The organism is Streptococcus sp. Marseille-Q0941 (genome assembly GCF_943736975.1).
GTDB lineage: Bacteria > Bacillota > Bacilli > Lactobacillales > Streptococcaceae > Streptococcus.
On record NZ_CALSFO010000003.1, the window covers coordinates 57,043 to 80,778 of the forward strand.

Sequence of the window (23,736 nt, forward strand, 5' to 3'; positions counted from 1 at the left end):
TTTATTTAACAAATAGCGTTAATTCACTGTTATTTTAACAAATCGCCCTGAAAAAACTCAAAGTTGCTTAGAATACACAAAAGCACATTAAATAACTTTAAAAAATCTTTTTCAAAGAGTGGATGTTCCCACCGCCCATGACTAATCATATTTCTATTAGGTTCTTCTAGTGTAAAGTTGTCAGTATCATCAAAAAATCTGAATAACCAATGAAATAGACTGATATCAGAAAACGTTTTATTAACAATTTGACTATTTAATAAGTCGACAGATCTGTATCCCACAGGTATTCTTTTTTTATTTGAAAATTGTTCTGAAAATCTGTTTAATGCTCCGTCAATTGCTATCGTAGCAAGAGTATAAGAAGCGTAATAATTTTGGCTTCTATAACTTTCAATCATAGAATCTATCAAATGTTCTGAGTAATACGTTGAGTCTTTTAACTCTTGTATAAGTTCCTTATCTTCAAGATCTTCTTTTAATAGAGTTTGCCACTCTTTTATCAATTCTTCAAAATCTATAGTGCAGATTGTTCGATAGTCATCACTATAGCTATGGTAGATTACCCAACCTTCTTCAGCAAGTTTTTCAATATTTAAAGTGATTGCTTCTGCTTCTGTTTCAGAATAAGGTTCATGGTATTCCTTTAAAAATTCTTTTAAACTTTCAGTAAAATTCAAAGTGGATTTAACAAAAATATTGTGAATAGGTTCAAGTATCCGTCCAATATTATCTATTTGAGTTTTTAAAAGAATTGAACTAACTGCTGCTTCTGTATCAGATAGAATTTTAAGATATGCTTGGTTATTTAAAATAGACGTGGCTGAGTTTATTTCTGTTAGAAACGGTTTAGTGGTTTCAGCTATTTGCTTAGAAAAATTAAAACTTGATAACGCAGCTTCAGCAGCTTTATTTGCTTGTAGCATACTATTTTGAACCTCAATCAACCTTGAATGATTAAGTGTCTCATGAAAAACTCTAAGGGCTTCTGTAAGCTTTTTGTTTTGAACTGGGACTTTATCAATTGTCAATTTGTTTTTTTGAACTTCGCTATGATTGTTTTCCATAGGGCTATTTCTTTCTATATGTCATGTTTTAATTATACCACTAAGTATTCAACATTCACGAGTTTTGTAATGGTTAGAAAAGAAATATTTTCATTAAAAAAAATGTACAATTGAAAGTATTAATACTTTTTACCAAAATGTACTTTATAAATGATACTTATTGAACGCTTCTAAATCAAAAAATGTACTTTATCTTGCCTTAAAATAAAGTACATTTCGATTATAAAGTACATTTTTTAGAGAGTGTATATTACGCCTTAAACTTAGTCGTATCAAGGGTTTATCCACTGTCTCGGGAAAAGTACAAAAATTTCCAGTTTTACTTTCGGAACGAGAACAGGCAATCAGAATTGCTCAGGCATATAAAGAAGAATATGAAAAAGTACATATTGATGATAAAGATATTGAGTATTTGCACAACACTTTAGAACGGGTTATTTCTCTTCTATCTTCATTTACTAATGTTGAAGATGGGAAAGAAGATTCAATGAAACAATTGGTTGCTTTACTTAATAAAGATACTTTAAAGACTATGCAATTATTAGGATTTAATTACAAGGAGGCAATAGGAGAACCTTTAACGGAGGTTTGCTCAAATGCTATAAGAAATAAATTAGGAAGTCTATCATCTAAGAAAAACGTACGTAACAAAAAATAATTGAACCAATGGTGTGAACTTTATGGTAAAATCTAGCTCAATTCGTGTATTTTTAGGGTAAAATTCACATCATTCAACTGAAATTGATTCAAATTAGATGAAATTCTGTTTTCTGTAAATGTGGGAAAACATTGATTTTAAGCGGATATTGAAACTTATTCAAATAAAAATGTTTCCAACTAGGTCTTAAGAAAGCTTGTAAAGCATCAAATAATAGAAAAATAAAATTTAATATAAAAAAATCCCATCAGAATATTTCTGGTGGGATTTTTGGTGGGGAACCAATCAATTTTGATTTATTTTTAACCTTTTATAACAACTGAAAATGCTGTTAAATCAACCATTTCACTTCAAATCATGTTTATAAATCATTCCCACTCAACGGTTGCAGGTGGTTTACTTGTGATATCGTAGACGATACGGTTAACGTGGTCAACTTCGTTTACGATACGGACTGAGATTTTTTGGAGAACTTCCCAAGGAATCTTAGCGAAGTCAGCTGTCATTCCATCGATAGAAGTGATAGCGCGGATAGCGATTGTGTAGTCATAAGTACGGCCGTCTCCCATAACACCTACGGAACGAACGCCAGTGTTAACAGTGAAGTATTGCCAGATATCGCGGTCAAGACCAGCTTTGGCGATTTCTTCACGAAGGATAGCGTCTGATTCGCGAACGGTTTCAAGTTTTTCTTCAGTGATTTCACCCATAACACGGATTGCAAGACCTGGACCTGGGAATGGTTGACGCCATACGATGTGGTCTGGCATACCAAGTTCAGTACCGAGGGCACGAACTTCATCCTTGTAAAGAGTATTGAGAGGTTCGATGAGTTCAAACTGCATGTCTTCTGGAAGTCCACCAACGTTGTGGTGAGACTTGATAGTTTGAGCAGTATCCGTACCTGACTCGATCACGTCTGTGTAAAGTGTTCCTTGAGCTAAGAATTTTACATCTTTGAGTTTGCTTGCTTCATCATCAAAGACATAGACAAATTCATTACCGATAATCTTACGTTTTTGTTCAGGATCAGATATGCCAGCCAATTTATCAAGGAAACGTTTGGCAGCATCTGCTTTAACGATATTCAAACCAAACTTACCACCAAGCATATCCATAACTTGGTCAGCTTCCCCTTTACGGAGAAGACCGTGGTCTACAAAGATACAGATCAATTGATCACCGATAGCTTTTTGGAGAAGAACTCCAACTACAGAAGAGTCAACACCACCAGAAAGTCCGAGGAGAACACGTTTGTCTCCAACTTTTTCGCGGATTTGTTTGATTTGCATCTCGATGAAGTTATCCATAGTCCAGTCTCCTTTGGCACCACAGATATTCAAGGCAAAGTTACGAAGGATATCATAGCCATGAATGGAGTGACGAACCTCAGGGTGGAATTGGATACCATAGATTTTCTTATCAGGGTTTTCAATGGCTGCATAAGGACAGTCAGCTGATGTACCAGTACGGACAAAGTCTGCAGGAATTTCTGTAACCGCATCTCCGTGACTCATCAAGACAAGTTGCTCATCTGGAGTACCCGCAAAAAGAGCAGATTCTGTGTGAGTCAATTTTGATTGACCGTATTCACGATTTCCGGCATCTCCTGCAGGAACAACCTTCCCACCAAGCTTGTGAGTCAAGAGTTGCATACCGTAGCAGATTCCCAAAATTGGAATACCAAGTTCGAAAATTTCTGGATCAATATCAAATGATCCTTCTTCATAAACAGAGTTTGGACCACCTGAAAGTACAATCCCTACAGGATTGATAGCACGGACTTCGTCAGCCGAAATCTTGTGACTTTTTAGTTCTGAAAAGACACCAATCTCACGGATACGACGTGAGATCAGTTGGTTATACTGGCTACCGTAGTCCAGTACGATGATCTTTTCGACATCATGCAAATCAGTTGAAATGTTGCTCATCTTTTCCCTTTCTTAAAAGAAATATCTTCTTGAATATTCTATCATAAAAGGGGTAGAATTACCAACCAAACAAGTGCGGTTTGACTTTTCCCTATGAGATAGGGTACAATGGAAAAAATAAAGAAAAGAAGTGAACAAGCATGTTACCAGCTTATATGAAAATCCATGACCAAATCAAGAAAGATATTGATGACGGAAGTTGGAAAATTGGGGAAAGACTTCCAAGTGAGCGAGATTTAGCAGAAGAATTTGCCGTTAGCCGCATGACCTTACGTCAAGCAATCTCTCTTTTGGTTGAAGAAGGAGTTTTGGAACGACGCGTAGGTAGTGGGACCTTTGTTTCAAGCACACGTGTTCAGGAAAAAATGCGTGGAACAACCAGTTTCACCGAGATTGTAAAAGCTCAAGGGAAGACTCCCTCTAGTCACCTGATTTCTTATCGTCGGACAATCCCTAATGAGCAAGAAGTGGCTAAACTAGGTATCCTGCCAACTGATAATATCATTCGGATGGAACGTATTCGCTATGCTGATAAGGTTCCTGTCGTCTACGAAGTGGCGTCGATTCCTGAGAAATTTATCAAAAATTTCAAAAAAGAAGAAGTAACCAAGCATTTCTTTCAAACCTTACAAGAACATGGTTATCGGATTGGAAAATCTCATCAGACTATTTATGCCCGTCTAGCCAAAGAAAAGATAGCTCATTATTTAGAAGTTGAAAAAGGGCATGCTATTTTAGGTTTGACTCAGGTTTCTTACTTTGATGACGGAACGGCTTTTGAGTATGTAAAGAGCCAATACGTTGGAGAACGGTTTGAGTTTTATTTGGAAAATAATTAGTTTTAACATCGCTCTTGAAGTAGAACCCCATCTACTTTAAGAGTTTTTTATTTGATTAAGATTAGAAAACATTTTCCTAGTAAGAAAAATAGCAATCATACGAGTATTTTTCAAAGATTCGTGTTATAATAGTTAAGTTATATGGTCCCGATAAGGTGGTAGAAAGCATCTACCAGTTCTTTGTAACTCTATAACGAATATTTTTTAAGGGGGGACATTTTTATGTCAGAACGTAAATTATTCACGTCTGAATCGGTATCTGAGGGGCATCCAGATAAGATTGCAGACCAAATTTCAGATGCTATCTTGGATGCTATTATAGAGCAAGATCCAGAAGCACACGTTGCTGCTGAAACAGCTGTTTATACTGGTTCAGTACATGTTTTCGGTGAAATTTCAACCAATGCTTATGTCGATATTAACCGAGTGGTTCGTGATACCATTGCAGAGATTGGTTATACCAATACAGAGTACGGTTTTTCTGCGGAGACGGTAGGAGTTCACCCATCCTTGGTAGAACAATCACCAGATATCGCTCAAGGGGTTAATGAAGCCTTAGAAGTTCGTGGGAATGCGGATCAAGATCCACTTGATTTGATTGGAGCTGGAGACCAAGGTCTCATGTTTGGTTTTGCAGTTGATGAAACTGAAGAACTCATGCCATTGCCAATCTCACTCAGCCACAAGTTGGTTCGTCGTTTGGCAGAGCTACGTAAGTCTGGTGAAATTAGTTACCTTCGTCCAGACGCTAAATCTCAAGTTACTGTTGAATATGATGAAAATGACCAACCAGTGCGTGTGGACACTGTCGTTATTTCAACCCAACACGATCCAGAAGTTACTAATGAACAAATCCATGAGGATGTGATTAACAAGGTTATCAAGGAAGTGATTCCAGCTTCGTATCTTGACGATGAGACTAAATTCTTCATCAATCCAACAGGTCGTTTCGTTATCGGAGGACCTCAAGGAGACTCAGGTTTGACTGGTCGTAAAATCATCGTGGATACCTATGGTGGTTATTCACGTCACGGTGGTGGTGCCTTCTCTGGTAAGGATGCCACTAAGGTTGACCGCTCAGCATCTTATGCAGCTCGCTACATTGCTAAAAACATTGTTGCTGCAGGTCTTGCAAAGAAAGCAGAAGTGCAATTGGCTTATGCGATTGGGGTGGCTCATCCTGTATCTGTGCGTATCGATACCTTCGGTACTGGTACAGTAGCAGAAAGCAAGTTGGAACAAGCAGCGCGTCAAATCTTTGACCTTCGTCCTGCAGGAATTATCCAAATGCTAGACCTCAAACGTCCAATCTACCGTCAAACAGCGGCTTATGGACATATGGGACGTACAGATATTGATCTTCCATGGGAACGCTTGGACAAGGTAGAAGCCTTGAAAGAAGCAGTTAAGTAACATAAAAAAAGATTGGTTTAAGGACCAATCTTTTTTAGTTTAATATTCCTTATCCAGGATTTTTACAAAAGCCCAGTTTCCAATCGATTTTGTTCCGTATTCTAACATCATAAAATCTAGTAAAGTAAAGTTATTCTTTTTGTAAAAGAAGACGTTCTTATCAATGCTAGTAATTAGGCCTAAACGTTTGCAGCCTTTGGATTTCAGATAAGGTTCAACGCCTTCTTGTAGAAAAGCACTCCCGATTCCTTGATTTTGACAAGAAGCGTTTACTCCTAACATCATCAAATACCAATCAAAGTTTCCTGATTTTTTAAGTGCTGTTCAGAGCGCTCAACTAAATCAAGATATTTTAAAAGTTTTCTTGGGGTGATGTATCGGAAGAGTTTGTTGACACCATTTAATAGATAGGAAAGAATGGTAAAATCCTTCTGTTGCAAAAGGGCAACTGCCATGATTTCCCCGTCTTGTTCAGCGACTAGATAGGTCTCTCCTTTGATATAAAGTCTAGTCAGAAGGCTATCCATTAGTTCTAAGAATGCAGGATAATATTCTGGTTTCTTTAAATCATCTTTGATAAGAGTCATGAAAGGGTAGTCCATAAAGGCATCAGCCAAAACTTTCCCAATTTTTTGGTATTCATCTAGTTTGGCTTCTCTATATACTAATTCTTTCATATCATACTCCTTCATTAAATCTCTCTAACTATTATAACGAAATTTCTTTCATTTTTCGATTAAAGTGTGAAATTTTCACAAAAATGATTTAGAAATTTACACAAGAAAAAAGCATTAAAATACCCCACAGTTTTAACTGTCAGGGTAGATTAAATGATTTTGTTAGTAGATTCTATCTTGTAGGGATTGAAATCTCAATCAATTTATCAGAATAGAGGGTTTTAATATTTGCCTTATCAATAGCCTGTTGATTAATTTTACGACTGAGGAAAAATTCTTGGATTATTTCCATTTCTTTTTCACGGATTGCCCGATGTTTATTGGAAATGAGGATTTCGTAATGAAGTGGAGCCTGAGTAAAAATAACATCTGTATTTCCCGCAGAATAAACCTCTACAAGCGTTGCGTCGGTACTTTCTAGCTGACTTTTAACAAGTTGCGAGTGTGAATTTGTAGTATTGATAAGCTTCATAGGGTTTCCTCCTGTATTTCTATGTCTATTATAGCACTTTTTGGGAAATTTGGTAAAGATAGTTTAAATTTGATGTTGTTTTTTCCAAGCTTCAATCGCCCATTTGTGACTTCCACGTTTTAAGTGAGCAATCGCTTCATCGATTGGGAACCAAGCTAGGTGATTGAAGTCCTCGAGAGGTTTTTGGATTTCTTGATAAGAAGTAGCTTCATAGAGATAAGCTGGATTGTAGTAGTAGGTGTCACGATGGCTAGAATAAAAGTATTCATCCGCTTGTCCATAGTAGGTGCCAATTTCAGCAGAAAATCCTAATTCTTCAATCAACTCTCGTTTGAGAGCTTCGAAATGGTTTTCGCCTTCTTCAATTTCACCTCCTGGTAAGAACCATGCACCATTTGGAGCTTGTACGAGGATAATATTTTCATGATTTGCATCAGGTATGACTGCATAAACGCCATATCTATTTTTGTAGGTTACTCCCTCTATTTTTTCTCCAAATGTTGGATTTGTCATAGTTTTCTCCTTCGTGAGTGCGCTTTCTTTCTATCATATTAAAGAATGCTCTTACTGTCAAGCAAGAACATTCTTTTGTATTCAAGAAACTAGTCCTTCGACTCAACTGTTTCTGTTTTATTTTTTGACTTAATCATGATTTTACCTTTACTTGTCATGACTGCCTTGAGTTCTTTTTCGCTTGGATTTTCAAGGTAGTAGTCAGTAATCGCATCTTCGATATAATCCTGAATCGTACGACGTAGTGGACGTGCTCCCATTTTTGGATCGTAGCCAAGGTCTACAAGTTTTTCTTTAACCTTATCTGTAACATCTAGATGGATGTTGTTGCTTGAGAGTCGTTTATTGACATCATTCAGCATGAGGTCAACGATTTGAAGGAGATTTTCCTTGCTGAGAGCCTTGAATTCGATAATCCCATCGAAGCGGTTCATAAACTCAGGGCTAAAGAAGTTGCCGAGTTCACCGAGGACAGAGTTGGTACGCCCTTCTCTAGCTGCACCAAATCCGACGCTTGCTTCAGCTTTGCCTGTACCTGCATTTGAGGTCATGATAATGATGGCATCCTTAAAGCTAACAGTTCGACCTTGACCATCAGTTAAACGACCATCATCCAAAACTTGAAGGAACATATGCATGACATCTGGATGGGCTTTTTCAACCTCATCCAATAGGATTAGTGAGTAGGGATTGCGACGCACTTTCTCAGTCAACTGACCTGCTTCATCGTAACCAACATAGCCTGGAGGTGCGCCGACAAGTTTGGCAACACTATGTTTTTCCATGTATTCACTCATATCAAAGCGAATCATGCTATCAGCAGAACCAAACAGTTCGATAGCCAGTTGTTTAGAAAGTTCTGTTTTACCGACACCGGTAGGACCAACAAAGAGGAAGCTACCGATTGGACGGTTTGGAGTTCCAAGACCAACACGGTTACGGCGGATAGCCTTAGCAATCTTATCAACTGCATCATCTTGGCCGATAACGTGAGCCTTGAGGTCGTCTGCTAGATTGATGAGTTGAGACTGCTCTTTTTCTTTCAAATCGCCAACTGGAATATTAGTCTTTTGCTCAATAATGTGTTCAATCGTCTTTTCGCTGATAATCGGAGTATCCTGATCCGTTACTTTTGTTTTTTGCATTTCTTTATATTTAGCAATCTGGTCACGGAAGTAGGCCGCTTTCTCGAAATCTTCATCTCGAGTTGCTTGGGCCTTGAGATTTTCGGCCTCGATTAAGCGTTGGTCGATTACCTTAGGGTCAACAAAGTTTAGCGTTAAGTTCATTTTAGAACCAGCTTCATCTAAGAGGTCAATAGCCTTGTCAGGCAAGAAACGATCTTGGATGTAGCGGTTGGAAAGAGTCGCAGCGGCTTCGATAGCAGCATCTGTATATTGAACGTGGTGGTAATCTTCGTATTTTTTTTGAATACCTTTAAGAATAATAATGGTTTCTTCAACCGTTGGTTCATCAACCTTAACAGGTTGCATCCGACGCTCAAGGGCAGCGTCTTTTTCGATGATGCGGTACTCATTGAGGGTAGTAGCACCAACTAACTGAAGTTCGCCACGAGAAAGGGCAGGTTTGAGGATATTTCCGGCATCCATATTGCCGTCTCCAGCAGAACCAGCACCAACAATCTCATGAATTTCGTCGATAAAGAGGATGACATCTTTGCGCTGACGAATTTCTTCCATGAGTTTTTGCATGCGCTCTTCAAACTGTCCACGAATTCCTGTGCCTTGGACAAGACTCACGACGTCTAGGCGAATGACTTCTTTCCCTTGAAGTTTATGGGGAACGTCACCGTCAACTATTTTCTGAGCGAGGCCCTCAACAACTGCTGTCTTACCAACACCAGGCTCACCGATAAGGACGGGATTATTTTTGGTTCTACGGTTGAGAATTTCAATGACACGGATGATTTCTTCGTCACGACCGATAACAGGATCGACATTTCCACGACGGGCAATCTCAGTTATATTGATCCCGTACTCTTCCAAGAGTCCTTTTTCTTGACTAGGAGGAGGTGTTTGAGCGGGCCCGCGATTTTGGGAACCATAACCATCATTGCCGCCATAACCACCACCTGACTGAGTTGGAGGAACATTGTTATTTGAAGAAGGTCTAAAGTTGTTCAGATCGTTAAAGAAGTCTCCAAAGGGATCAAAATCACGGTTGTTTAAATCTGTAATTCCTTTAAATAAGCTATTGTTAGGATCTGTTTTGATAATTTTGTAGCAATTTTGACAAAGGTCAATTTGCTTTTGTTGTCCATTAAGATTGGTGTAAAGATGGATCGTTGAGTCATTGATTTTACAATTTTGACAGAGCATACCTCTACCTCGTTTCTTTCTTGGCTTTGACTAAAAAACAAAGGTCAAAAATAGTCAAAGTTCTTTAGTCTCATTATATCATGATTGAAGGGGAAAGCAAGTAAAAAGATTGAGTCTTAGAATTTATGAACAAAGAATTATATAGATGAAATAGAGTGATAAAAAGAAAAATCCCATTTGTCAGACAAAAAGGATTTTCCTAGGTCAAAGCAGGAGTATTCTCCAGCCTCTATAAAACGATTAGTATAAAAGTTCGTAGATTTCCATCGCAATCAAGTCGATGCTATCAAATGTATACGTTTCACGAGCTTCAACATCACGAAGTGTAAAGAGTGGTCCGTTTTCTTCGTCGTGGTTAAATGCAACCTCTGCGACAACAACTCCTTCGCGTTCAAAGTTACGTTTTAAGTTACCACCATCTTTTGTCATTGCTTCTAAGCGATTGATGATTCTAACTAAATGTGATTCCATTTTGATTCTCCTCCATTTCTTATCTTTACTATTTTACCATAAACAGACTCTACTTGACTAGAAAAAACTTAGATTTCTCACTATTTCCCTCGTCTTTGAAAATTTATTGAAATTATCAGGTGAGGAGGTTGAATTTTTATGCAAAATATGTTATTCTTATACAAGCTTTAAGTTTAAATTAAATATAGAAAGTAGAGCATCCATGAATTTTTCTTTTTTACCGAAATACCTGCCATATTTTAACTACGGTGCAATTGTTACCATTATCATTTCTATTTTAGTGGTCTTTTTAGGGACCATTCTAGGAGTGTTGTTGGCCTTTGCACAACGGTCGAAGATTAAGCCACTTGTTTGGTTTGCTAATCTTTACATCTGGGTCTTCCGTGGGACACCGATGATGGTGCAGATTATGATTGCCTTTGCGTTGATGCATATTAGTGCTCCTACTATTCAAATAGGGATTTTAGATGTTGATCTTACTCGCTTGATTCCGGGTATTTTAATTATTTCTATGAATAGTGGTGCTTATGTATCAGAAACCGTTCGTGCTGGGATTAATGCAGTGCCGAAGGGCCAATTAGAAGCAGCTTATTCACTAGGGATTCGTCCAAAAAACGCCATGCGCTATGTCATTCTCCCACAAGCTATTCGAAATATTTTACCAGCCTTGGGGAATGAGTTTATTACCATTATCAAAGATAGCTCGCTCTTGTCAGCAATCGGTGTCATGGAGTTGTGGAATGGAGCTACTACGGTGTCAACAACTACTTACTTACCGTTAACTCCACTCTTATTTGCAGCCTTTTACTACTTGATTATGACCTCTATCTTGACACTGGCATTAAAAGCTTTTGAAAATCGTATGGGACAAGGAGAGAAAAAATAATGACTGAAACACTTATAAAAATTGAAAATCTTCATAAAAGCTTTGGAAAGAATGAAGTTTTAAAAGGAATTGATCTTGAAATCAAAAAAGGAGAAGTAGTGGTCATTATCGGACCTTCTGGTAGCGGTAAGTCAACCCTCCTTCGCTCGATGAATCTCCTCGAAGAAGCTACAAAAGGAAAGGTCATCTTTGAAGGTGTAGACATTACGGATAAGAAAAATGATCTCTTTGCCATGCGTGAAAAGATGGGGATGGTTTTCCAACAATTCAATCTTTTCCCCAATATGACAGTAATGGAAAATATTACACTCTCTCCTATTAAGACTAAGGGAGAAAGTAAGGAAGTGGCTGCAAAGAGAGCTCATGAGCTCTTGGAAAAGGTTGGTTTACCAGATAAGGCAGATGCCTATCCACAAAGTTTGTCTGGTGGACAGCAACAGCGTATCGCTATCGCTCGTGGTCTAGCCATGGAACCAGATGTCTTGCTCTTTGATGAACCGACTTCTGCTTTAGATCCAGAAATGGTAGGGGAAGTACTGGCAGTTATGCAAGAACTTGCTCAATCTGGCATGACCATGGTTATCGTAACGCATGAAATGGGCTTTGCGCGTGAAGTAGCAGACCGTGTCATCTTTATGGCTGATGGTGTTGTTGTCGAAGACGGGACTCCAGAGCAAGTCTTTGAACAAACCCAAGAACAAAGAACCAAGGACTTTTTGAGTAAGGTTTTGTAAGACTAGAGTCAATTAGAAAAGCTCCAACTGGAGCTTTTTCTTATAGTTTCAGACTATAAGGGCTCTTAGGTAAGAAGTGTTAGAATGCCGAACGATTTTTTGTTATAATAGAAAATATTTGTTAGAAAAGAGAAAATACATGACACAGATGATTGATGGAAAGGCTTTAGCGGCCAAGTTACAAGGACAATTGGCTGAAAAAACGGCTAAACTAAAAGAAGAGACAGGCTTGGTGCCTGGCTTAGTTGTCATTTTAGTTGGAGAAAATCCAGCCAGCCAAGTTTACGTTCGCAACAAGGAACGTTCAGCTATTGCTGCAGGTTTCCGAAGTGAAGTCGTTCGTGTACCTGAGACCACTACTCAAGAGGAATTGTTGGATTTGATTGGCAACTACAATCAAGATCCAGCTTGGCATGGGATTTTGGTACAGCTACCATTGCCAAAACATATAAATGAAGAAGCTGTTTTATTGGCTATTGACCCTGAGAAGGATGTGGATGGTTTTCATCCGCTCAACATGGGACGCCTTTGGTCTGGTCACCCAGTTATGATTCCTTCAACTCCTGCAGGAATTATGGAAATGTTTCATGAATATGGGATTGACTTAGAAGGTAAAAATGCGGTCGTCATTGGTCGTTCAAATATTGTTGGGAAGCCTATGGCCCAGTTATTGTTAGCTAAAAATGCAACTGTAACCTTGACCCACTCTCGCACCCACAATCTAGCTCAAGTAGCTTCTAAAGCTGATATTCTAGTAGTAGCTATCGGTCGTGCCAAGTTTGTGACTGCTGATTTTGTGAAGCCTGGTGCGGTTGTCATTGATGTGGGAATGAACCGAGATGAAAATGGCAAGCTCTGTGGAGATGTTGATTACGATGCTGTTGCACCAATCGCTAGCTATATCACACCGGTCCCTGGTGGAGTTGGACCTATGACTATTACCATGCTGATGGAACAGACTTATCAGTCAGCGCTTCGTACACTAAACAAGGACTAGGAAGATGAAATTCGTATTTGATCTAGATGGGACGCTGTCTTTCGACTATATGACCATAGATGAGGAGATTAAGCAGGTTCTTTTAAAAGCTGAAGATTACGGGCATGAGGTTGTATTTGCTTCAGCTCGCTCTTATCGGGATTGTTTGGGCTTATTAGGCACTGAACTCAGTCAGCGGTTGGTCATAGGTCTGAATGGTGGTGTAGCCTATTATCTGGGGAAAGCTATCTATGAAAGAAATCTCGATGCTAGAGTTTATCAGGCACTAGTGGGTTATTGCCAGACCTATAATCTCCCTTTCTTTGTGGACGATCGCTTTGACTATAGTGGTCAGATTGTGGAAAAGATTCCATTTATCTCTAGTGTGGATCCTTTAAAGGTGGCTCGTCATCAGAAACTCGAGGATTTGGGTACTCCTATTAAGGTAGTCGTTTATATGGGAGACCATGAGGATTTACTTGATGACCTGATTGGACAGTTAGAAAGACTGGGGCAGGCTCATCTGTCTTATCATGCACATGAAAAGTGTCTTTATGTTAATCCCTTAGATACTCACAAGGCGACAACTGTTGAAAAGTTGTGTGGAGAGAACTTTATTGCTTTTGGAAATGACCAAAATGATATCGAACTGTTTAAAACGTCTCTTTATTCAGTCCAGATAGGAGATTTTGCTGGCCTTAGTCCATATGCAGATGAAACGGTTGAGCTAAAAGGAGAACCTTCTCCAGCAGTAGCAGCTAAAATCTTACAGACCTTTGCGGAATTTAAGGGAAAATAGATAGAAGGAGGTCTGAGCCTCCTTTTGTAGTATAATGAAGTGAGAGGAAAAAAACGATGAAAGAGATTAGCCTAGAACTATTAGAAAAAGTCATTGTAGAACGGTCTCGTCACAGTCATAAGGGAGACTACGGTCGTCTTCTCTTGATTGGAGGAACTTATCCCTATGGGGGAGCGATTATTATGGCTGCTTTAGCTTCCGTTAGAAGTGGCGCAGGCTTGGTGACAGTAGCAACGGACAAGGAAAATATTCCACCTCTGCATAGCCATTTGCCGGAGGCTATGGCCTTTGATCTTGATGATAAGCAATTATTGGAGCAACAGTTGAAGAAAGCAAGTGTTGTCTTGGTTGGATCTGGGCTAGTGGATGATGAGCGTGGAGAAGAGCTTCTCCATACAGTCTTTCATCATTTAGAGCAAAATCAGACCCTGATACTGGATGGTGGTGCCCTATCCATTTTAGCGAAGACTAAAATGAAATTTCCTAAAGTTCATCTAGTCTTAACTCCTCATCAAAGGGAATGGCAAGTTTTGTCAGGCTTAGATTTGACTTCCCAAGGAACCGAAGAAACAGGAAAGGCTTTGAAGAGATTTCCTTCAGGGACGATTTTAGTCCAAAAAGGTCCTGCGACTCGAATCTGGCAAGCTGGTCAAGCTGATTGTTATCAGCTGAGTGTTGGAGGCCCCTATCAGGCAACTGGGGGTATGGGAGATACTCTGGCAGGGATGGTTGCTGGCTTTGCAGGTCAATTTCCCCAAGCAAGTCTCTATGAAAGAGTGACGGTAGCGACCCATTTACATTCAGCAATAGCCCAAGAACTAGCTGAGGACAACTATGTAGTCTTGCCGACCATGATTAGTCAACAGATTCCAGCCTTCATGAAGAACATACAAAAAGACACCTGATTTTTTCAGGTGTCTTTTGATGATTAGAAGAGGCCTTTGACCTTATCTACAAGACCGTCTAGGCCTTCTGATCCTGAAACCAAAGCTTGTGCTTGGCTAAGGTACTCACCGAGTTGATCCTTGTTTTCTTCGATGAAAGATTTAGCAGCGTCGAAATCTTTTGTTTCGATTAATTCTTTAACTTTGTTAAATAAATCCATTGGGTTCATGATGTTCCTCCCTTTCTCCAATTCTATTCAATCATTTTTTTCAAATCTTGCAAGAAACTTGACTCTTCAAACAAAGTTCAGGGGTGTCAAATGGTGCAAATTTTGATATAATTTTTAGTGATGAATGTTAGAAATAATCGGTATGTCGTTGTAGATTTAGAAGCTACAAGTACCGGAAGCAAGGCAAAAATCATCCAAGTGGGAATTGTAGTCATTGAAGATGGTGAGATTGTTGAACAGTATGCTACTGATGTCAATCCTCATGAACACTTGGATTCTCATATCAAAGAATTAACGGGTTTGACTGATAAACGTTTGGCAAAGGCTCCAGAGTTTTCTCAGGTGGCTAGAGAGATTTTTGAACTAGTCAAAGACGGTATTTTTGTTGCGCACAATGTTCAGTTCGATGCTAATTTGTTGGCAGAATTCCTCTTTTTGGAAGGTTATGAATTGCGCACGCCTCGTATTGATACAGTGGAGTTGGCTCAAGTCTTTTACCCTCAACTAGAGAAGTATAATCTTGGTATTCTTTGCCAAGAGTTGGGGATTCCCTTAGAGCAAGCTCATACAGCTTTATCTGATGCCCAAGCAACTGCCGAACTCTTTCTTTGTATGAGACAAAAGATGTTCCAACTGCCAAAAGGTTTGTTGGAGCGCTTGTTGACTTTGTCAGATAGCTTATTGTACGAATCTTATCTGGTCATCGAGGAAGTTTATCAGAAACAGTCTCTCCTCGTTGAGCATGATTTGGTAGAAGTGCAGGGCTTATTCTTAAGAAAAGAAAAGCCACTTCTTTCTCCGAGAAAGTTATCTAAAGATTTCCAGACCAATATTGCCTTGTTAGGGTTAGAAGAGAGAGTTACACAAGAACGCTTTGCTCAAAAGGTTCAAGAGTTTTTACAAGGGGAAGACATATCCTTTATTCAGGCTCAAACAGGAATTGGGAAAACCTATGGTTACCTGCTACCGGCCTTGTCACTTGAGAATGAAGGGGGAATCCTGCTCAGTGTTCCTACTAAAATCCTTCAAGATCAGGTGATACAAGAGGAGGCTAAAAAACTAGAAGAGATTTTCCATATCTCTATTCATAGTCTTAAAGGTCCTCAGAATTACTTGAAGCTAGATGCCTTTCATACAGCTCTAGAGGAAGAAGAGTCCAATCGTCTGTATACACGATTCAAGATGCAACTTCTAGTTTGGTTGACAGAAACAGAGACAGGAGACTTAGACGAGATTGGTCAGCTATATCGCTACCAGCAGTTTTTACCAAACTTGGTTCATGATGGAAATCTTCACAAAGACTCTCTCTTTTGGTTGGAGGATTTTTGGAAACGAGGTCAAGAAAGGGCTCGTTCTTGTAAGTTGCTTGTGACCAATCATGCTTATCTAGTTACCCGACTTGAAGATGATCCAAGTCTCTTAGAAGGGCGTCTCTTGATTTTAGATGAAGCCCAGAAAGTCTTGTTGACATTGGAAAATCTTTCTCGTAAAACGTATTTGCTAACAGATTTGGTGGAGCAACTAGATCAAGCTCTATCTAAAGAAGGCGACATGCTTCAAAAACGTTTGCTAGAGAGTATTCGATTTGAATGTTCTTATCTAATCGATCAGTTCCTATCTGGTAAACGTAAGATGTGCCCAGCTAGTAGCATTAATAAGCTCCGACAAGATTTTTCTGAGTTGAATCTTCAAGAATTTAAAGACTATCAGAAATTTTTTATATCTGATGGAGAATTTTGGTTATCGACCTCAGATCTGTCTAGTAAAAAGGTTGAAATCACTTCTAGTCGCAATCATCGTTTGCTCTTTTCTGAGATTTTTCCAGAATCCTGTCAGCTTTTAGGGATTTCTGCAACCCTTGAAATTAGTAGTCGGGTTTCTTTACCAGAATTGTTAGGTTTTCCTCAAGCGGCCTTTTATTGCCTAGACGAACAGTTTCAAGAAAATCAGGAAATCTTCTTGGTGAAGGATTTTCCATTGGTAACAGAGATTTCAACTCGGGATTATGGGCAAGCAGTCGTGGAAGTTTTAGAAGAATTATCCTTCCTGGAAGAACCCATTTTAGTCTTATTTACCGCAAAAGATTTGTTATTACAAGTATCTGATGCCTTAAATATACCTCATCTAGCACAGTATAAACACGGTGAACCTGCCCAGTTAAAAAAACGTTTTGAAAGAGGCGAGCGTGAGCTCTTGCTCGGAGCGGGAAGTTTTTGGGAAGGTGTTGATTTTTCAAGACATCCACGAGTGATTGAAGTAGTGACTCGCTTGCCCTTCCAAAATCCAGAAGATCCCTTTACTAAAAAGATGAATCAAGAACTCCGTTTGGAAGGGAAAAATCCTTTTTATGACTACCAGCTTCCTATGGCTATTATTCGTCTCAAGCAAGCGATTGGACGAACCATGCGTCGAGTGGGGCAACGCTCTGCGGTTCTGATTTTAGACAGCCGTATGGCAAGTAAACGCTACGGCAAGCAAATCAGCAAGGCTTTGTCTCGTACTAGTCGAGTTAGAGTCATTAGCAGAGAGCAAGCTTTTATCAAAATTCAAGAATTTTTAAATAAACAATGAAATGAATACCTGAAAGAATGAAGGAGGCCTTTTATGAAACGTTCGCTCGACTCTAGGGTCGATTATAGTTTAATATTGCCAGTATTTTGTTTGTTGGTCATTGGAGTTGTAGCTATTTATATAGCAGTTAGTCATGACTACCCAAACAATGTTTGGACCATACTTGGACAACAGCTAGCTTGGATATCGCTAGGGATTATCTTTAGCTTTATAGTCATGTTTTTTAACACAAAATTTTTATGGCAGTCCACCCCTTATTTATATGGTCTTGGTCTAGCCTTAATGGTTTTGCCTTTGGTCTTCTACAACCCAAGATTAGTAGCTGCAACTGGTGCAAAAAACTGGGTTTCAATCGGTGGTTATACACTCTTTCAACCCTCCGAATTCATGAAGATATCCTATATTTTGATGCTGGCATACGTTATTGTAACCTTTACCAAGAAACATAAAGACAAGGAACGAACGATTGGTTTAGATTTTCTATTAATTTTGTGGATGATTATTTTCACGATACCTGTTATGGTTTTACTAGCCTTGCAAAGCGACCTTGGGACAGCTATGGTTTTTGTAGCAATCTTTGCAGGACTTGTTTTACTGTCTGGTGTTTCTTGGAAAATCATTCTTCCAATTTTTGTAGCAGTTGTATCTGCGATTACAGGCTTCCTAGCCATCTTTATCACAAAAGACGGGCGTGCCTTTATGCATCAGATTGGGATGCCGACTTATCAGATAAATCGTATCCTAGCCTGGCTCAATCCATTTGATTATGCTCAAACGACTACCTATCAGCAAGCACAGGGTCAAATTGCGATTGGTAGCGGTGGTATTTTTGGCCAAGGATTTAATGTGTCTAATCTCCTCATTCCAGTTCGAGAGAGTGACATGATTTTTACCGTGATTGCGGAAGATTTCGGTTTTATTGGTTCAGTTGTAGTGGTTGCACTCTATCTACTGCTTATTTATCGTATGTTAAAGATCACCTTAAAATCAAATAATCAATTTTACACCTACATTTCAACTGGATTTATTATGATGCTCTTGTTCCACATCTTTGAAAATATTGGTGCTGTAACTGGCCTCCTTCCCCTGACAGGGATTCCTTTGCCATTTATTTCACAAGGGGGGTCCGCTATTATCAGTAATCTTATCGGTGTCGGTCTGCTGTTGTCCATGAGCTACCAAACTCATTTAGCTGATGAAAAGAGTGGTCGAACAAGATTCAAACGCAAAAAAGTTGTACTGAAAAAAGTGAAATAAGGAGGTCGCTATGCCTAAAGTTGCAGTTATCCTAGCAAATGGCTTTGAAGAAATCGAAGCTTTAACAGTCGTAGATGTCTTGCGTCGCGCAAATATTACCTGCCATATGGTAGGTTTTGATGCTCAAATTACGGGTTCACATGACATTCAAGTTCAAACTGATCGTGTCTTTGATGGTGATTTGTCAGAGTATGACATGATCGTTCTACCAGGAGGAATGCCTGGTTCGGTCCACTTAAGAGACAATGAACAATTGAGCGCTGAACTTCAAAAGTTTGAGAAAATCGGAAAAAAAGTAGCAGCTATTTGTGCAGCTCCTATTGCTTTAAATCAAGCAGGTCTTCTAGAAGGAAGAAACTATACTTGCTACGATGGTGTACAAGAACAAATCTCAAATGGTCACTACCATAAAGAAACAGTAGTAGTAGATGGGAATGTCATTACTAGTCGTGGTCCAGCAACAGCTTTAGCCTTTGCTTATCACTTGGTTGAAACACTTGGTGGAGATGCCAAAGCTCTAAGAGATGGCATGCTCTACACAGACGTATTTGAAAAATAATGACAAACGGAGGAGAATCTTTCTTGTTGGAGAGGATTCTTCTCTTTTTTAATGGCAAAAAACAAGGTAAACATCGCATTTTTTATAAAAAAATGGTATAATGAAGGGTATGAAATATCACGATTACATCTGGGATTTAGGTGGAACCCTGCTTGATAATTATGAAACTTCTACAGCAGCTTTTGTAGAAATATTAGCAGAGTTCGGGATTGAGCAGGATCACGACAGTGTATACGAAGCCTTGAAGGTTTCGACTGCCTTTGCCATCGAAAAGTATGCTCCAGGTATTGAAAATTTTCTTGAGAAATATAAGGAAAATGAAGCCCGAGAGCTCGAACATCCTGTTTTATTTGATGGGATCCCTACTCTTTTAGAAAACATTTGGGACCAAGGTGGTCGTAACTTCTTGGTTTCTCATCGAAATGATCAAGTATTGGAGATTCTATCGAAAACCAAGATAGCTCCATACTTTACAGAAGTAGTGACGGCTAGTTCAGGGTTTAAACGCAAACCTGATCCTGAGTCAATGATTTATTTACGTGATAAGTATCATATTACATCAGGTCTAGTCATTGGTGACCGTGCCATTGATGTAGAAGCAGGACATGCTGCAGGCTTAGATGCCTATCTCTTTGAGGACTTTGTAGCCTTAAAACAAGCAATAGACATGTAAGAAAAAGGGGAAAAATGACAGAAGATATTAAAAACCAACAGGCACAAGATTATGATGCCAGTCAAATTCAAGTTTTGGAAGGTCTGGAAGCCGTTCGTATGCGTCCAGGGATGTATATTGGATCAACTTCCAAAGAAGGTCTTCACCATCTAGTCTGGGAAATTGTAGATAATTCTATCGATGAGGCTCTAGCAGGATTTGCTAGTCATATCGAGGTCTTTATTGAACCAGATGATTCGATTACAGTTGTCGATGATGGGCGTGGTATTCCGGTTGATATCCAAGAAAAAACAGGACGCCCTGCCGTTGAAACAGTCTTTACTGTTCTTCACGCCGGAGGGAAATTCGGCGGTGGCGGATACAAGGTGTCAGGTGGATTGCACGGTGTAGGTTCATCCGTTGTAAATGCTCTTTCAACACAGTTGGATGTTCGTGTTCATAAAAACGGTAAGATTCATTACCAAGAATACCGTCGTGGTCATGTTGTAGCGGATCTCGAGGTGATTGGAGATACAGATAAAACAGGGACAATCGTTCACTTCACTCCAGACCCAGAAATTTTTACAGAGACAACGACATTTGACTTTGATAAATTAAATAAACGGATTCAAGAGTTAGCCTTTTTGAATCGTGGTCTTCAAATTTCCATCACGGATAAACGTGAAGGATTGGAACAAACCAAGCATTATCACTATGAGGGTGGGATTGCGAGCTACGTTGAGTACATCAATGAAAACAAGGATGTTATCTTTGAAACTCCAATCTACACAGATGGTGAAATGGATGACATCACAGTAGAAGTTGCGATGCAGTACACAACGGGTTACCATGAAAATGTCATGAGTTTCGCCAACAATATTCATACCCATGAAGGTGGAACACACGAACAAGGTTTCCGTACAGCATTAACTCGTGTTATTAACGACTACGCTCGTAAAAACAAGCTTCTCAAAGACAATGAAGACAACCTTACAGGGGAAGATGTCCGTGAAGGTTTAACTGCCGTTATTTCTGTTAAACACCCAAACCCACAATTTGAAGGACAAACCAAGACTAAACTTGGAAATAGTGAAGTTGTGAAGATTACCAATCGCCTCTTTAGCGATGCATTTTCTGACTTCCTTCTGGAAAATCCACAGATTGCTAAACGCATCGTAGAAAAAGGGATTTTGGCTGCGAAAGCGCGTGTTGCTGCCAAGCGTGCGCGTGAAGTTACTCGTAAGAAGTCAGGCTTAGAAATCTCAAACCTTCCAGGAAAATTAGCAGACTGTTCATCAAACAATCCAGCTGAAACTGAACTCTTCATCGTCGAAGGAGATTCAGCGGGAGGTTCTGCAAAATCAGGACGTGATCGTGAGTTCCAAGCTATCTTACCAATTCGTGGTAAAATCCTTAACGTTGAAAAGGCAAGTATGGATAAAATCCTTGCTAACGAGGAAATTCGTAGCCTCTTTACAGCTATGGGGACTGGCTTTGGTGCAGAATTTGATGTCAGCAAGGCTCGTTACCAAAAGCTGGTTATCATGACAGATGCCGATGTCGATGGAGCCCATATTCGTACCCTCTTATTAACTCTGATTTATCGTTATATGAAACCCGTTCTAGAGGCAGGTTATGTTTATATCGCTCAACCACCAATTTACGGTGTTAAAGTCGGTAGTGAAATTAAAGAATATATTCAACCAGGCGCAGACCAAGAAATCCGCCTACAAGAAGCTTTGGCTCGCTACAGCGAAGGTCGTTCTAAACCAACCATTCAACGTTATAAAGGTCTTGGAGAGATGGATGACCACCAACTTTGGGAAACTACTATGAATCCTGAACATCGCCTCATGGCTAGAGTGTCAGTAGATGACGCTGCTGAAGCAGATAAGATTTTTGATATGCTCATGGGCGACCGCGTGGAACCTCGTCGAGAATTTATCGAAGAAAACGCTGTGTACAGTACTCTTGACGTATAAAAAAATTGGGAAATAGTTCCCAAGGCTTGAAAAATATGATATAATCATTACAATTGTGTCAAGTATAAAAGGAGTTTGATATGTCAAATAATCAGTTGATTATTACTTTGATTGGAATTGCTGTCCTGCTTCTTATTGCCTTTGCAGTAGCCATTTTGCTACGTAAACGTAATGAGAGTAGACTTGCAGCCTTAGAAGAAAGAAAAGAAGAATTATATAACCTTCCTGTTAATGATGAGGTAGAGGTTGTTAAAAATATGCATCTGATTGGTCAAAGTCAGGTTGCCTTTAGAGAATGGAATCAAAAATGGGTAGATTTGTCTCTGAACTCTTTTGCGGATATTGAGAATAACCTCTTTGAAGCTGAAGGATACAATAACTCATTCCGTTTCTTGAAAGCTAAGCACCAGATTGATCAAATTGAAAGTCAGATTGAACTTGTTGAAGAGGATATTACAGCGATTCGTAATGCCTTGTCTGATTTAGAAAAACAAGAATCAAAAAATAGCGGACGTGTTCTGCATGCCCTAGATTTATTTGAAAAACTACAAAATACGGTAGCTGAAGATTCTGAAAAATATGGTCAAGCTCTTTCGGAAATTGAAAAACAATTGGAGAACATCCAATCTGAGTTTTCTCAATTTGTAACCTTGAATTCTTCAGGGGATCCGGTTGAAGCAGCAGGCATTTTAGATAACGCTGAAAATCATATTTTGGCCTTGACACATATCGTTGAAAGAATCCCAGCGATTGTAACCAAGCTGACTACTGAATTGCCAGAACAACTTGAAGATTTAGAAGCAGGTTACCGTAAGTTATTAGATGAGAACTATCATTTTGTAGAAACAGATATCGAATCTCGTCTTCAACTTCTCTATGAAGCTTTGAAAAATAATCACGAAAATATCCGTACATTGGAGTTGGACAATGCAGAGTATGAAAATACTCAAATCCAAGAAGAAATCAATGCACTTTATGATATTTTCACACGTGAAATTAAAGCGCACAAAGCTTTTGAAAAATTGGTAGCTACCCTTCCTACGTATCTTAACCACTTGAAAGAAAATAATCAGGTCTTGGTTAAAGATATTGAACGTCTTGGGAAAAACTACCTGATTTCTGAAAGCGATGTAAATCGAGTTCGTCGTCTTCAAGCTGATATCTCGGCTTTGGATGCTACGATCGAAGAAATAACAAACGACCAAACAGAGGTTTCAGAAGCATATTCTGTATTACTAGAACGTTTGGAAAATGTCCAATCTACATTAAAAGATATTGAAGATGACCAAATCGGTGTTAGTGAGCGTCTCGTTCAGATTGAAAAAGATGACATCAATGCTCGTCAAAAAGCAAATGTCTATGTCAACCGTCTGCATACGATTAAACGCTACATGGAGAAGAGAAATCTTCCAGGAATTCCACAAAAATTCTTGAAGCTCTTCTTTGATGCAAGTCACAGTACAGAAGACTTGATGGCTGAGTTGGAACAAGCACAAGTAAATATCGAATCTGTAAATCGTATCCTTGAGATTGCGACAAATGATATGAATATGTTGGAAGAAGAAACATACAGTATTGTTCAATATGCAACACTTACGGAACAATTGCTTCAATATTCGAACCGTTACAGATCATTTGATGACCGTATTCAACAAGCTTTCCAAGAAGCTTTGAATATCTTTGAAACAGCCTTTGATTATCAAGCTTCTTTTGAAAAAATCTCTCAAGCATTAGAAGTAGCTGAACCAGGCGTGACAAATCGCTTTGTTACTTCTTATGAGAAAACAAGAGAAAGTATTCGTTTCTAATTTACAAAAGAATCCTAG

20 protein-coding genes and 2 pseudogenes are annotated in these 23,736 nt (G+C 39.1%); 14 read left to right on the top strand and 8 right to left on the bottom strand.

The features are described 5' to 3' along the window. Nucleotides 1-29: 29 nt before the first annotated feature. On the bottom strand, nucleotides 30-1,067 hold the full coding sequence (locus NGI26_RS02130) for a hypothetical protein (RefSeq protein WP_251935397.1): 1,038 nt from the start codon (nucleotides 1,065-1,067) through the stop codon (nucleotides 30-32). Nucleotides 1,068-1,386: 319 nt separating this feature from the next. Here NGI26_RS02130 and NGI26_RS02135 point away from each other — a divergent pair. Continuing rightward, nucleotides 1,387-1,725 (top strand): annotated as a pseudogene (locus NGI26_RS02135) (hypothetical protein); the annotation flags it as partial. Between the two features lie 368 nt (nucleotides 1,726-2,093). Here the strand turns inward: NGI26_RS02135 and guaA are convergent. Beyond that, entirely contained in the window at nucleotides 2,094-3,656 is a 1,563-nt protein-coding gene (gene guaA, locus NGI26_RS02140) for a glutamine-hydrolyzing GMP synthase (protein ID WP_251935401.1), read from the bottom strand. A 140-nt stretch (nucleotides 3,657-3,796) separates the two neighbouring features. On the opposite strand from guaA, the gene NGI26_RS02145 reads away from it, so the two are divergent. Then, on the top strand, nucleotides 3,797-4,495 hold the full coding sequence (locus NGI26_RS02145; protein WP_251935403.1) for a GntR family transcriptional regulator: 699 nt from the start codon (nucleotides 3,797-3,799) through the stop codon (nucleotides 4,493-4,495). Nucleotides 4,496-4,717: 222 nt separating this feature from the next. Then, on the top strand, nucleotides 4,718-5,908 hold the full coding sequence (gene metK, locus NGI26_RS02150) for a methionine adenosyltransferase (RefSeq protein ID WP_251935405.1): 1,191 nt from the start codon (nucleotides 4,718-4,720) through the stop codon (nucleotides 5,906-5,908). Nucleotides 5,909-5,947: 39 nt separating this feature from the next. Here the strand turns inward: metK and NGI26_RS02155 are convergent. The 5 genes and pseudogenes from NGI26_RS02155 to NGI26_RS02175 form a co-directional block, all read right to left on the bottom strand. Further along, a pseudogene (locus NGI26_RS02155) lies at nucleotides 5,948-6,585 on the bottom strand (GNAT family N-acetyltransferase). A 172-nt stretch (nucleotides 6,586-6,757) separates the two neighbouring features. Then, nucleotides 6,758-7,057: a DUF1827 family protein gene (locus NGI26_RS02160; RefSeq protein WP_251935408.1), complete on the bottom strand. Its 300-nt coding sequence runs from the start codon at nucleotides 7,055-7,057 to the stop codon at nucleotides 6,758-6,760. Nucleotides 7,058-7,120: 63 nt separating this feature from the next. Further along, nucleotides 7,121-7,570: an NUDIX hydrolase gene (locus NGI26_RS02165; protein WP_251935411.1), complete on the bottom strand. Its 450-nt coding sequence runs from the start codon at nucleotides 7,568-7,570 to the stop codon at nucleotides 7,121-7,123. An 89-nt stretch (nucleotides 7,571-7,659) separates the two neighbouring features. Beyond that, nucleotides 7,660-9,909 (bottom strand): ATP-dependent Clp protease ATP-binding subunit, encoded by a 2,250-nt coding sequence (locus NGI26_RS02170; RefSeq protein ID WP_251935413.1) that lies wholly within the window; start codon nucleotides 9,907-9,909, stop codon nucleotides 7,660-7,662. A gap of 240 nt (nucleotides 9,910-10,149) precedes the next feature. After that, on the bottom strand, nucleotides 10,150-10,380 hold the full coding sequence (locus NGI26_RS02175) for a DUF1797 family protein (RefSeq protein WP_004253825.1): 231 nt from the start codon (nucleotides 10,378-10,380) through the stop codon (nucleotides 10,150-10,152). A gap of 202 nt (nucleotides 10,381-10,582) precedes the next feature. Here NGI26_RS02175 and NGI26_RS02180 point away from each other — a divergent pair, with 202 nt between their 5' ends. From NGI26_RS02180 to NGI26_RS02200, 5 genes are all read left to right on the top strand, one after another. Then, a complete protein-coding gene (locus NGI26_RS02180) occupies nucleotides 10,583-11,266 on the top strand; it encodes an amino acid ABC transporter permease (RefSeq protein ID WP_251935416.1) in 684 nt (227 codons plus the stop codon). Continuing rightward, entirely contained in the window at nucleotides 11,266-12,000 is a 735-nt protein-coding gene (locus NGI26_RS02185; RefSeq protein WP_251935419.1) for an amino acid ABC transporter ATP-binding protein, read from the top strand. Before NGI26_RS02180 ends, NGI26_RS02185 begins: the two co-directional genes overlap by 1 nt. Nucleotides 12,001-12,139: 139 nt before the next feature. Further along, nucleotides 12,140-12,997, top strand: a complete 858-nt coding sequence (locus NGI26_RS02190; protein WP_286009821.1) for a bifunctional methylenetetrahydrofolate dehydrogenase/methenyltetrahydrofolate cyclohydrolase — start codon at nucleotides 12,140-12,142, stop codon at nucleotides 12,995-12,997. A gap of 4 nt (nucleotides 12,998-13,001) precedes the next feature. After that, the gene (locus NGI26_RS02195) at nucleotides 13,002-13,775 is read left to right on the top strand and encodes an HAD hydrolase family protein (protein ID WP_251935423.1); all 774 of its coding nucleotides are present in this window, start codon (nucleotides 13,002-13,004) and stop codon (nucleotides 13,773-13,775) included. A 56-nt stretch (nucleotides 13,776-13,831) separates the two neighbouring features. After that, nucleotides 13,832-14,680 (top strand): NAD(P)H-hydrate dehydratase, encoded by an 849-nt coding sequence (locus NGI26_RS02200; protein ID WP_251935425.1) that lies wholly within the window; start codon nucleotides 13,832-13,834, stop codon nucleotides 14,678-14,680. Nucleotides 14,681-14,703: 23 nt separating this feature from the next. On the opposite strand, the gene NGI26_RS02205 is transcribed toward NGI26_RS02200, so the two are convergent. After that, a complete protein-coding gene (locus tag NGI26_RS02205) occupies nucleotides 14,704-14,889 on the bottom strand; it encodes a hypothetical protein (protein ID WP_251935427.1) in 186 nt (61 codons plus the stop codon). Nucleotides 14,890-15,009: 120 nt separating this feature from the next. Here NGI26_RS02205 and NGI26_RS02210 point away from each other — a divergent pair, with 120 nt between their 5' ends. The 6 genes from NGI26_RS02210 to ezrA all read left to right on the top strand — a co-directional run bounded on the left by NGI26_RS02210 (nucleotide 15,010) and on the right by ezrA (nucleotide 23,718). Then, nucleotides 15,010-17,460 carry a bifunctional DnaQ family exonuclease/ATP-dependent helicase gene (locus NGI26_RS02210; protein WP_251935429.1) on the top strand — a complete coding sequence of 817 codons (2,451 nt, stop codon included), beginning with the start codon at nucleotides 15,010-15,012 and terminating at the stop codon, nucleotides 17,458-17,460. 33 nt (nucleotides 17,461-17,493) lie between these two features. After that, entirely contained in the window at nucleotides 17,494-18,717 is a 1,224-nt protein-coding gene (locus NGI26_RS02215; RefSeq protein ID WP_251935431.1) for an FtsW/RodA/SpoVE family cell cycle protein, read from the top strand. Nucleotides 18,718-18,727: 10 nt separating this feature from the next. Continuing rightward, the gene (locus NGI26_RS02220) at nucleotides 18,728-19,276 is read left to right on the top strand and encodes a DJ-1 family glyoxalase III (protein WP_251935434.1); all 549 of its coding nucleotides are present in this window, start codon (nucleotides 18,728-18,730) and stop codon (nucleotides 19,274-19,276) included. A 109-nt stretch (nucleotides 19,277-19,385) separates the two neighbouring features. Then, nucleotides 19,386-19,949 carry an HAD-IA family hydrolase gene (locus NGI26_RS02225; RefSeq protein WP_286009822.1) on the top strand — a complete coding sequence of 188 codons (564 nt, stop codon included), beginning with the start codon at nucleotides 19,386-19,388 and terminating at the stop codon, nucleotides 19,947-19,949. A 14-nt stretch (nucleotides 19,950-19,963) separates the two neighbouring features. After that, on the top strand, nucleotides 19,964-21,910 hold the full coding sequence (gyrB, locus tag NGI26_RS02230; protein WP_251935440.1) for a DNA topoisomerase (ATP-hydrolyzing) subunit B: 1,947 nt from the start codon (nucleotides 19,964-19,966) through the stop codon (nucleotides 21,908-21,910). 80 nt (nucleotides 21,911-21,990) lie between these two features. After that, on the top strand, nucleotides 21,991-23,718 hold the full coding sequence (ezrA, locus tag NGI26_RS02235; protein WP_251935442.1) for a septation ring formation regulator EzrA: 1,728 nt from the start codon (nucleotides 21,991-21,993) through the stop codon (nucleotides 23,716-23,718). Nucleotides 23,719-23,736: the final 18 nt, after the last annotated feature.

Excerpts from the sequence above, each read along its gene's own strand:
- NGI26_RS02130 (WP_251935397.1), bottom strand. The coding sequence starts at position 1,067 with ATGGAAAACAATCATAGCGAAGTTCAAAAAAACAAATTGACAATTGAT.
- guaA (WP_251935401.1), bottom strand. The coding sequence starts at position 3,656 with ATGAGCAACATTTCAACTGATTTGCATGATGTCGAAAAGATCATCGTA.
- NGI26_RS02145 (WP_251935403.1), top strand. The coding sequence starts at position 3,797 with ATGTTACCAGCTTATATGAAAATCCATGACCAAATCAAGAAAGATATT.
- metK (WP_251935405.1), top strand. The coding sequence starts at position 4,718 with ATGTCAGAACGTAAATTATTCACGTCTGAATCGGTATCTGAGGGGCAT.
- NGI26_RS02160 (WP_251935408.1), bottom strand. The coding sequence starts at position 7,057 with ATGAAGCTTATCAATACTACAAATTCACACTCGCAACTTGTTAAAAGT.
- NGI26_RS02165 (WP_251935411.1), bottom strand. The coding sequence starts at position 7,570 with ATGACAAATCCAACATTTGGAGAAAAAATAGAGGGAGTAACCTACAAA.
- NGI26_RS02170 (WP_251935413.1), bottom strand. The coding sequence starts at position 9,909 with ATGCTCTGTCAAAATTGTAAAATCAATGACTCAACGATCCATCTTTAC.
- NGI26_RS02175 (WP_004253825.1), bottom strand. The coding sequence starts at position 10,380 with ATGGAATCACATTTAGTTAGAATCATCAATCGCTTAGAAGCAATGACA.
- NGI26_RS02180 (WP_251935416.1), top strand. The coding sequence starts at position 10,583 with ATGAATTTTTCTTTTTTACCGAAATACCTGCCATATTTTAACTACGGT.
- NGI26_RS02185 (WP_251935419.1), top strand. The coding sequence starts at position 11,266 with ATGACTGAAACACTTATAAAAATTGAAAATCTTCATAAAAGCTTTGGA.
- NGI26_RS02190 (WP_286009821.1), top strand. The coding sequence starts at position 12,140 with ATGACACAGATGATTGATGGAAAGGCTTTAGCGGCCAAGTTACAAGGA.
- NGI26_RS02195 (WP_251935423.1), top strand. The coding sequence starts at position 13,002 with ATGAAATTCGTATTTGATCTAGATGGGACGCTGTCTTTCGACTATATG.
- NGI26_RS02200 (WP_251935425.1), top strand. The coding sequence starts at position 13,832 with ATGAAAGAGATTAGCCTAGAACTATTAGAAAAAGTCATTGTAGAACGG.
- NGI26_RS02205 (WP_251935427.1), bottom strand. The coding sequence starts at position 14,889 with ATGAACCCAATGGATTTATTTAACAAAGTTAAAGAATTAATCGAAACA.
- NGI26_RS02210 (WP_251935429.1), top strand. The coding sequence starts at position 15,010 with ATGAATGTTAGAAATAATCGGTATGTCGTTGTAGATTTAGAAGCTACA.
- NGI26_RS02215 (WP_251935431.1), top strand. The coding sequence starts at position 17,494 with ATGAAACGTTCGCTCGACTCTAGGGTCGATTATAGTTTAATATTGCCA.
- NGI26_RS02220 (WP_251935434.1), top strand. The coding sequence starts at position 18,728 with ATGCCTAAAGTTGCAGTTATCCTAGCAAATGGCTTTGAAGAAATCGAA.
- NGI26_RS02225 (WP_286009822.1), top strand. The coding sequence starts at position 19,386 with ATGAAATATCACGATTACATCTGGGATTTAGGTGGAACCCTGCTTGAT.
- gyrB (WP_251935440.1), top strand. The coding sequence starts at position 19,964 with ATGACAGAAGATATTAAAAACCAACAGGCACAAGATTATGATGCCAGT.
- ezrA (WP_251935442.1), top strand. The coding sequence starts at position 21,991 with ATGTCAAATAATCAGTTGATTATTACTTTGATTGGAATTGCTGTCCTG.